This window comes from Arthrobacter sp. CG_A4, assembly GCF_035985125.1.
In the GTDB taxonomy this organism is placed as follows: Bacteria; Actinomycetota; Actinomycetes; order Actinomycetales; family Micrococcaceae; genus Arthrobacter.
On record NZ_JAXCID010000048.1, the window covers coordinates 22,501 to 30,910 of the forward strand.

Consider the following 8,410-nt stretch of genomic DNA (forward strand, 5'->3'; position numbering starts at 1 on the left):
GATGCGCGGGCTGTGGACCATGGTGGCAAGTGATGTGCGCCAGCGCATCCGGGACAAATCCGTCATCATCTTCTCCCTCGTCGTCCCGCTCGCCCTGATGGGCGTGCTGAGTCTTGTCTTCGGCGGACTCGGCGATGACACCGCGGGCCTGCAGCCGGCCACCGTCGTCGCCAGCGCGGACGACGCCGACCAGCTGGGGGCCGCGCTGCTCGGCGCCGTCGACTCGCTTGAGACCATGGACGTCACGGTCAAAAGGGTGCCCGCCACCGAGGTCCGCAGCGAGACCCAGTCCAGCGGGGCTGACCTCGGCATCATCGTCCCCGACGGCTTCAGCGCCGCCGTGCTGTCCGGGCAGCCGGCGGCCGTAAGGCTCGTCGAAGGCAACGGCGCCAGTCTGGAGACGAGCGTGCTCATTTCCGTGGTCCAGGGCGTTGTGGACCAGTTCGCTGCCGGAACCGTCACGGCATCCGCCGCCGGCATCTCAGGGCTTCCGCCGCAGGAGCTCGCGGCCCTGGCCCAACGGACGGCGGCCGGCGCGCCGCTGATCACGCTGGCCGAAGGGCAGGCGGCCGCCGGGCAGCTCTCGCTCCGCGGCACCCTGGTGGCCGGCCAGGCCGGGCTGTTCCTGATGTTCACGGTCGGTTTCGGCGTGCTGGGGCTGCTGGCGGAGCGCGAACAGGGGACCCTGGCCCGCCTGCGGTCGATGCCGATCAGCGCCGGTACTGTGGTCACGGCCAAGGCCTGCACCGGCTTCGTCCTCGGAGTCGTGGCCACCACCGTGCTGCTCACCGCCGGTTCCGTGCTTTTCGACGTCTCCTTCGGCTCCCCGGTGGTGGTGGCAGCCCTGATTCTCAGCGTCGTAGCGGCAGCGACCAGCCTGACGTTCATCGTCGCGCGCCTGGTCCGGACGGCGGAGCAGGCGAACGTGGCCCAATCCATCCTGGCGATGGTACTCGGCATCGCCGGCGGCGCGTTCTTCCCGGTCCAGGGCACCGGCTTCGCCGCGACGCTCCTTGACCTGAACCCCATCGGGGCGTTCATCCGCGGCCTCGGCATCTCGGCCGGCGGCGGCAACCTCGCCGACGTCGCGGCGCCGATAGGAGTGATGCTGGTTTTCGCGGTGGCCGGGACCCTCCTCTCCCGCGTCCTGCCGGACCGGGGAGCGCAGGCATGAGCGCCATCCTGGCGATCGCCGGCGTCGAACTGCGACGGTTCCTGCGCGACAAATCCAACATCTTTTTTGTGTTCATCTTTCCTCTTGTCCTGATCCTGCTGCTTGGCTCGCAGTTCGGCGCCGGCAGCGGCCAGGCCCGCGTGGGCATCTCCGGCCCGGGCGGCGCGGTCCCGCAGGCCCTGGCCGCCAAGCTGGCTGCCTCCGGCGCCGAGGTCATCTTCGCCGATGCGGACACCGTCCGGGCGGAGCTCAGCCGCGGACGCACCGACGTGGGGCTGTTCATCGACGACGCCGCCGCGGCGGACTTCGATTCCGGCCGGCCGGCCGGGCTCGCCGTCGTGATGGCCTCCCAGTCGTCCGCGCAGGCCGTCATGCAGGAGGTACGCACCGCCGTGCAGGCCGTGAGCATGGAACAGCGCCAGCTCGCGGCCCTGACCGGCGCCGGAATCCCGGCCGACCAGGCGAAAGATGCCCTGGACCGTGCCAGGCAGCTGGCCGTGGCGCCGACGGTGGAGATCACGGACACCAACGAGATTTCGCAGGAGTTCCGGGGCCTGGGCCGGTTCGATCTGGGCGCCTCGCAGCAGCTGCTGCTGTTCGTGTTCCTCAGCTCGCTCACCGGCGCGGCAACGCTGATCCAGGCCCGGCGGTTCGGTGTGGTGGGCCGGGTCCTGGCCGCACCCGTTTCCAGCGGGCAGACCGTGGCGGGGCAGGCGCTGGGACGGTTCGCCATTGCCCTGGTCCAGGGCTCCTACATCATGATCGGCACCGCAGTGCTCTTCGGCGTTCAGTGGGGCAACCTCTGGCTGTCCGCCCTCGTCCTGACGCTCTTCTGCGCCGTCTCGGCCGCCGCCGCGATGGTGGTCGGCTCGGTGATGGACAACGACGCCGCCGCCGCCGGAATCGGGGTCGGCGGCGGTCTGGTGCTGGGCGGGCTGGGCGGCTCCATGGTCCCTCCCGAGTTCTTCCCGGCGGCGCTCCGCACCGTCTCCTACGCCACCCCGCACCGCTGGGCCTATGACGCCCTCGCGGACATCCAGCGCCACGAAGGGACCCTGGCTGACATCCTTCCCCAGCTGGGGGTTCTGGCCCTGATGGCGGCGTTCCTGCTCCTGGTCGGCGCCCGGCTGCTGCGCCGCAGCCTCACACGGGCCCTGTAACGCCGGTGACGGACACCGGGCCAGGGCCAGGTGTCAGGGGACGCGCACGGGTTCGTCCCGCACGGCGTCCGCCGGGGCCGCCGTCGTGCCGTCCTTGCCGGCCGCTCCGGTCCTGGGCGACTTGGCTGCCTTGGCCGGCTTCCGGCCCGCCCTGCCGTAGACCAGATACATCGTCACTCCGGTGATGACCATCAGCAGCACCGTATACACGAACGTGTTAGAAACCCCGTCCACCCCGTCGGCGCCGTCCGTGTTCGCCTTGATGACCAGGCCCAGAGGCTGGAACAGGGGGTGGGCGAGGAATACCGCGGTGTCGTAGTCGTCCAGCATGCTGTTGAAGTTGAGCGCCGTGATGGCCGTGGCCGCCGGCAGCACGATCGGCAGCAGGATCCGGCGGAACACGTACAGGGTCCCGGCGCCCATGAGGCTGGCGGCTTCTTCGAGCGAGGTGTTGACCGATGCGAAGGAGGCCTTAAGCATCCGCAGGGTGAAGGGGATCTTCACGGTCACGAACGCGATGAGCAGGATGACCGTGGTACCGGTCAGCACTGCGCCGCCGACCAGCGGATTCGGATGGTCGTAGCTGAGAATCAGGCCCAGGGCGAGCAATGCCGAGGGAAGGATCCACGGGATGTGGAGCAGGTACTCGAAGACGCTGGTGACCCAGTTGCGGTACTTCTGCAGGAGCCGGGCCACAAACAGCAGGCCGCCGACGGCGATTACGGCGGCCAGCCCGCTGTAGACAATGCTGATGACAAAAGGGCGCAGGCCCGATGGCTGGGTAAGCACCCGGATGTAGTTCTCAAAGGTGAGGCTGCCGGGGGACAGCTGTCCGGTCTGGATCGCGGCGCCGTCGGCAAACGAGTAGAGCGCGATCAGGACCACGGGGAGTGTGTAAACAGCGAACAGCAGGTACGCGACGGCGTGGACCGCCACGTTCGCCACGGGGTTCTGGATCTGCTGCTTCTGGAGCCCGGAGGAGACCTTTGACACCGAGAAGTAGGTTCCCCCCTTTTCCAGCCGCGTCATGAACGCCAGCATCAGCATGGTGGCCACGCCGAGGATCACGGCCAACAGCGCGGCGAGGTCCCTCGACGTCGGGCTGTTGGCGAAGGTGAGGATCATCGGCGTGATGGTCTGGAAGTCCCGTCCGCCGAGGACCTGCGGCGCGGACAGCGCGCCCAGGCCGGTCAGGAAGGACAGGACGGTCACGGCAAAGAGGGTGGGTTTGAGTACCGGCAGGACGATCCGCCGCAGGATGGTCCACGTGGAGGCCCCCATGTTTCTGGCCGCTTCGATGGTCTGGTAGTCCACGCCTTTGAGTGCATTGGTGACGAACAGCATGTGGTTGGTTGTTGTGGCGAACGTCATCACGGCCAGGACGGCAAGGAAGCCGGAGAACCAGCCGGGCTCCATGCCGGGAAACATCCCCAGCAGGAAGCCGGTGACAATCCCCTTGTCCCCGTAAATGAACTTGTACCCGGCCGCCAACACAATACCGCCATAGATAAACGTCGTGGCGTAGCCGAGGAACAGTATCCTGGAGCCGCGGATCTTGAAGTACTGGGTGACCAACACGATGAAGACGCCCACCACGTTGACGGTGATGGACAGCGCGATGGCCAGCAGAAAGCTGTTCCCCAGTGATTTCATCGCCCGCTGGGAGGAGAAGAGCTTTTCGGCCGCGCGCCCGGAGAAGCTCCCGTCCGGAAAGAACGTCTGGATCAGCACGTTCGCATTGGGCCAGACCAGAAAAGCGGCGATGAACCAGGTCAGCACCACCCCGGCGACCAGCACGGCGGGCGAGCGGAGCATGCTCCGCGTGCTCGGCCCATTCGCGCTGCCCCCGCCGCTCACAGCCGGACCGCTTCCTGTGGCCGGCTTCCGAGGGCGGCGCCGGTTTCCGGGTGGTACTGAAGAACGCGGGACGGCTGGACGTACACCGTGGTCGGGCTGCCTGGGTCCGGCTGGGCTCCGCCGTCTTCCTTGACCAGCAGCCGGATATCGGAGCCGTGACAGCGGACAACATATCGGCTGTGCTGCCCGTGATAGGTCTTCGAGACCACCGTTCCCGCCACGGGGACGGCCGGGGCATCCCCGCCGGAGGGCTCGAGGGACGCTTTTTCCACCCGCAAGTAGGAGTTGGCCGCGGGATCGAGGGGGTGACTCGACTGCCGGTTCAGTTCCGCGACGAACTCGGGTGTGAGGCGGGAGCTGTCCCCGATGAAATTGCAGACGAATTCGGTAGCGGAATGGTCGTAGATGCTTTGTGGAGTGCCAATTTGTTCCACCACTCCCTTGTTGAAGACCGCTACCCGGTCACTCATCGCCAGCGCCTCGTCCTGGTCATGGGTGACGTAGACGGTGGTGATGCCGAATTCGCTTTGGAGGTCTTTGAGCTGCTGCCGAAGCTGGTGGCGGAGCTTGGCGTCCAGATTGGAGAGCGGCTCGTCCAGCAGCAGGATCTTGGGCTGCAGTACCAGCGCCCGGGCGACGGCGACGCGCTGCTGCTGCCCGCCGGACAGCTCCGCCACGTTCTTGCCCAGCTGTTCTTCGGAGAGGTCAACACGCCTGGCGATGTCGCGGACCAGCCGGTCGGCCTCGGCCGGCTTCTCCTTCCGGACCCGCAGCCCGAACGCGATGTTCTCCCACACGCTCATACCGGGGAACAGGGCATAGTTCTGGAAGACCATGCCGACATGGCGTTTGTCGCTCGGGAGCCGGGTGACGGCCTTGCCCTCGACGTAGACCTCGCCGGCGGAGGGCTCAATGAACCCCGCCAGGGTGCGCAACGCCGTCGTCTTTCCGCAGCCGGAGGGACCGAGGAGCGTGAAGAACTCGCCCTGCTTCACGTCCAGGTTCAGCTGGGGGATGGCGGTGAAGTCACCGAAAGTGACCTCGATGTTCTCGAAACGGATCATGGGAACCTGTCTTGTCTGGCGGCAGTCGGCGGCTGGTGGTGAACCGGATCCGGGGTCACAGCCGGCAGCGGTGCCCGGCTGCGACCCCGGATCAGATCAGCTCATGTATTCCAGTTCGATCTTTTCAACCCAGGCGCCCATGTTCTCCTGGACGAAGTTCCAGTCGATGTCCTGCTGCTTGAGCGTGGCGAAGAACTCCACGACCTCAGGCTTGGCCTTGGCCACGGCGGCCTTGTTGACCGGCATCGAGTTGAACTGCTGGGCCCAGTCACCCTGGGTCGGCGCGCTGCCGAACCAGTTGATGAACTTGAGGGCCTCGTCTTTTTTGTCCGTTCCCTTGACCAGGGCGACCTGCTCGATGGCCAGCGGCACACCTACGGACGGCATCACGGTTTCCACATTGACCTTGAACGACTTTTCACGTTCGACAATGATCGAGGAAGGCATCTGACCCATGTCCGTGTCGCCCGAGGCGATGCGGGCGAAGAGGTCGGTTTTGGCGACGGCCGGAGTTCCGTTCCGGAAGTACCCTTCGATCTGCTTCCAGCCTTCGTCGGAGATGCCCAGATCGCCGTCGTCATCCTTGTACCGGGTCAGGATGCCGGCGAAGACCAGCTGCGCGGTGGCGGTGCCGACGCCGGTGACACGCTCATAGCGGGACTTGAATTTGTCCTGGGTCCACAGATCGGTCCAGTCCTTGGGGGCCTGGTCCTTGCTGAACTTCGCGGAGTCGTAGCCGAGGAGGATCGCCTGCTGGACCAGCGGCCAGTAAGCCTTGCTGTCGGACTTGTCGCCCTTGGCGGTGTCCACTTCATCGGACCAGGAAGGCGTGAACGGCTCAATTGCACCGGCAGCTTTGATCTGCTCGAAGTACATGTTGTTCAGCCCGAACGCGACGTCCGCGATCGGGTTGTTCTTTTCGGCCATGAGCTTGTTGGTGGCGTCCGCGCCGCCAGCCCCGACGACTTCGATCTTGAAGCCTGCTTCCGCCGCTTTCTTCGTCAGCCACTCGCCGCGGCCTTCGCCGTTGGAGTTCGTGTAGACGATGAGGCTCTCACCGGACGGTGGGCCCGAGGGGGCGACGGCGGCGGGCCCGGCAGCCGGTCCGGAGGCCGCGGGGGCTGCGGCGCCCGCTCCGCAGCCGGCAAGCAGGGTGGCGGCGGCAACGGCGGCAGCCAGGGTTTTCAATCTGCGCACGGGTGGGACTCATTTCTGAACGGGGCCGGAGGGGCATTTGTCCGGCCAGCCTATAGGGGTGAACGCCGGAATCGACGGTAACAGCTATCGATTTGAGGAAAATGCCGGCGCTCAACACTTGAGTCTGGCCCGTCCGGCGGAACGGCTGGAACCCATGGCCTTAACCGGCTGTGAACATCGGGTGGCAGCCTGGGCCGGTGCCCGGTGCAGGACGTACTGGTACGCCTCCTACCGGTCCGAGCTGGGACCGAGCGGAATCGACGTCGCCGTGGCCCTGGAAGCCACCCGCGAGCGGTATTCCGGCGAGTTCGCCGGACTAGGCCGCGTCCTCATGGCGGCGACGCCGGGCGGGACGCTGGTACAGCGCATCTGGACAGCACCGCTGCTGGCGCGCTACGCCCGGGACGGCGTGGTGCTTGTGGGGGATGCCGCGCACGCAATGACACCGAATCTGGGGCGCGGCGCGGGTGAGGCGCTGATCGACGCGGCAGCCAGGACCATGACGAGGATCGAAGCTGGCCCCCACCATTCCGGCAGCTTCTCAGCGAGCATCACCGTGCCCACCCCGAGAACGATCGACGCCCCGAATAAGTAGCGGCTCCATGCAGTCATATCCACAGCCTAACCGCCGCCGAGATTCTGAGCCGAGCTGCCCGTGAGCTGATCCTCCACGTAGCCGCATGTCACTTCCGCAGGAGCGAAGTCCTCTCAGGTATCCCTGTCTGAGATTTCCTTCGCTGTTCGCCGCAATCTGATAGCGGCAAGCCCGATGACGCTGCCTGCTGCGGCCAGGAAGAAGAACAGCACCAGCAGCGGACCAGACATCCCAGGAAAAAGCGGGTTCCGGCCGGTAAGGAAGATCGAAGCCAAGAGGCCCGCCATCGACACGCAAAACGCCAGCCCTAGTACCTTCTGCTTGCGGACCTGGCGCATCATCGGCGATCTAGTTGCAGTAGCCATGAATTTATTCTATCGTATTGAACGAACCCAACTTGACAGGGTTTGTAAATAACATGGGGGAAAATAACATGAAAGCTCGAAAGATTGTCAGAATTCTGTCCACAGGGCTTCTAGTTGCCGGTGGCATCGTTGGAACTTCACTAGTGGGGCCGGAAGAGGCGAAGGCTTCGGTATGTGGTTACTCGCAAGAAATCCGCACCTACAGTTCCATCCTCAGTCTGGATTTGCTTGGTCAGACCCTAGACCCCTTTGGCGGCCAGAAAGTCGTGTCTGTCTACGGTCACTGCGGTCCCACAAACGTTAGGATCGTCACCGAATCACCCAATGGCAACCGTTACGCATGCGTACCCCCGGGTGACAGCTGGCTCGGATTCGTGAACCAGGGCGACAGGATCACTGGCGCCTACTACGTCGGCCTCTGCTAAGGGGCAGGTCCAATGAGTCAGCTAAACGGTTTCAAGCGCGTTTGCGCCGCAATAACGACTGGGGCGGCGCTGGTAGTCTCCGGACTGGTAGTCACCGCCGCGCCGGCATCTGCAGCCGTGTGCGGTTTTCAGGGTGTTGTCACGTCGAACATCGGCGGCAACATACCGCCCTGGGAAGAAGCGATCTATAACCACTGCGGTCCAGGTAACGTCAAGATCAGAGTCCAGTACTACTACGCCGAACGCGACCTGTGCGTGACCCCTGGAGAAACCCGCCTCTATGCAAATCCGAACTTGGGCGGCCTCAACTTTGCATATTATATTGGCGGCTGCTGACCAATACGAATCAGCCGATTCTCTGTAGGGCAAGTATTTACTGTGCAGACGTGATAATTCCGGGCGGCTTTTAGCTGCTTCCATTCCACCGACCCGAACTGCTCCGGCGGCAACGGCTGCAGCAGGTGCGCTTCCTCCTGGCTGAATTGTTCGTACCTGGTCGAGCCGTCCACGCGCCGTATCTGGCCGTTGATCTCTGCGACGCGTTCATCAATGGCCGTATTCAACTCCGCCAGT

General features: G+C 65.1%; 9 protein-coding genes and 1 pseudogene. 5 read left to right on the plus strand and 5 right to left on the minus strand.

The features are described from left to right. The first annotated feature begins 1 nt into the window (after position 1). On the plus strand, positions 2-1,174 hold the full coding sequence (locus RCH07_RS16625; protein WP_326968592.1) for an ABC transporter permease: 1,173 nt from the start codon (positions 2-4) through the stop codon (positions 1,172-1,174). Continuing rightward, complete coding sequence (locus RCH07_RS16630; RefSeq protein WP_326968593.1) at positions 1,171-2,334, plus strand: ABC transporter permease; 1,164 nt, start codon at positions 1,171-1,173, stop codon at positions 2,332-2,334. Before RCH07_RS16625 ends, RCH07_RS16630 begins: the two co-directional genes overlap by 4 nt. Before the next feature lie 33 nt (positions 2,335-2,367). On the opposite strand, the gene RCH07_RS16635 is transcribed toward RCH07_RS16630, so the two are convergent. From RCH07_RS16635 to RCH07_RS16645, 3 genes are all read right to left on the minus strand, one after another. Further along, complete coding sequence (locus RCH07_RS16635; protein ID WP_326968594.1) at positions 2,368-4,149, minus strand: ABC transporter permease; 1,782 nt, start codon at positions 4,147-4,149, stop codon at positions 2,368-2,370. 38 nt (positions 4,150-4,187) lie between these two features. Continuing rightward, positions 4,188-5,255 carry an ABC transporter ATP-binding protein gene (locus tag RCH07_RS16640; protein ID WP_326968595.1) on the minus strand — a complete coding sequence of 356 codons (1,068 nt, stop codon included), beginning with the start codon at positions 5,253-5,255 and terminating at the stop codon, positions 4,188-4,190. Between the two features lie 96 nt (positions 5,256-5,351). Beyond that, positions 5,352-6,452 carry an extracellular solute-binding protein gene (locus RCH07_RS16645; RefSeq protein ID WP_326968596.1) on the minus strand — a complete coding sequence of 367 codons (1,101 nt, stop codon included), beginning with the start codon at positions 6,450-6,452 and terminating at the stop codon, positions 5,352-5,354. 154 nt (positions 6,453-6,606) lie between these two features. Between RCH07_RS16645 and RCH07_RS16650 the strand changes: the two genes are divergently transcribed. Further along, positions 6,607-7,047 carry an FAD-dependent oxidoreductase gene (locus RCH07_RS16650; protein WP_326968597.1) on the plus strand — a complete coding sequence of 147 codons (441 nt, stop codon included), beginning with the start codon at positions 6,607-6,609 and terminating at the stop codon, positions 7,045-7,047. Between the two features lie 113 nt (positions 7,048-7,160). On the opposite strand, the gene RCH07_RS16655 is transcribed toward RCH07_RS16650, so the two are convergent. Beyond that, positions 7,161-7,412: a hypothetical protein gene (locus tag RCH07_RS16655; RefSeq protein ID WP_326968598.1), complete on the minus strand. Its 252-nt coding sequence runs from the start codon at positions 7,410-7,412 to the stop codon at positions 7,161-7,163. Positions 7,413-7,429: 17 nt separating this feature from the next. Here RCH07_RS16655 and RCH07_RS16660 point away from each other — a divergent pair, with 17 nt between their 5' ends. After that, positions 7,430-7,837, plus strand: a complete 408-nt coding sequence (locus tag RCH07_RS16660; protein ID WP_326968599.1) for a DUF6355 family natural product biosynthesis protein — start codon at positions 7,430-7,432, stop codon at positions 7,835-7,837. A 12-nt stretch (positions 7,838-7,849) separates the two neighbouring features. Further along, entirely contained in the window at positions 7,850-8,173 is a 324-nt protein-coding gene (locus RCH07_RS16665) for a DUF6355 family natural product biosynthesis protein (RefSeq protein WP_326968600.1), read from the plus strand. On the opposite strand, the pseudogene RCH07_RS16670 reads toward RCH07_RS16665, so the two are convergent. Then, positions 8,155-8,410 (minus strand): annotated as a pseudogene (locus tag RCH07_RS16670) (hypothetical protein); the annotation flags it as partial. The gene RCH07_RS16665 and the pseudogene RCH07_RS16670 sit on opposite strands and share 19 nt — an antisense overlap.

What these genes read in the sequence shown, in the direction of transcription:
- RCH07_RS16625 (WP_326968592.1), top strand. Translation starts at nt 2, where the DNA reads ATGCGCGGGCTGTGGACCATGGTGGCAAGTGATGTGCGCCAGCGCATC.
- RCH07_RS16630 (WP_326968593.1), top strand. Translation starts at nt 1,171, where the DNA reads ATGAGCGCCATCCTGGCGATCGCCGGCGTCGAACTGCGACGGTTCCTG.
- RCH07_RS16635 (WP_326968594.1), bottom strand. Translation starts at nt 4,149, where the DNA reads ATGCTCCGCTCGCCCGCCGTGCTGGTCGCCGGGGTGGTGCTGACCTGG.
- RCH07_RS16640 (WP_326968595.1), bottom strand. Translation starts at nt 5,255, where the DNA reads ATGATCCGTTTCGAGAACATCGAGGTCACTTTCGGTGACTTCACCGCC.
- RCH07_RS16650 (WP_326968597.1), top strand. Translation starts at nt 6,607, where the DNA reads ATGGCCTTAACCGGCTGTGAACATCGGGTGGCAGCCTGGGCCGGTGCC.
- RCH07_RS16655 (WP_326968598.1), bottom strand. Translation starts at nt 7,412, where the DNA reads ATGGCTACTGCAACTAGATCGCCGATGATGCGCCAGGTCCGCAAGCAG.
- RCH07_RS16665 (WP_326968600.1), top strand. Translation starts at nt 7,850, where the DNA reads ATGAGTCAGCTAAACGGTTTCAAGCGCGTTTGCGCCGCAATAACGACT.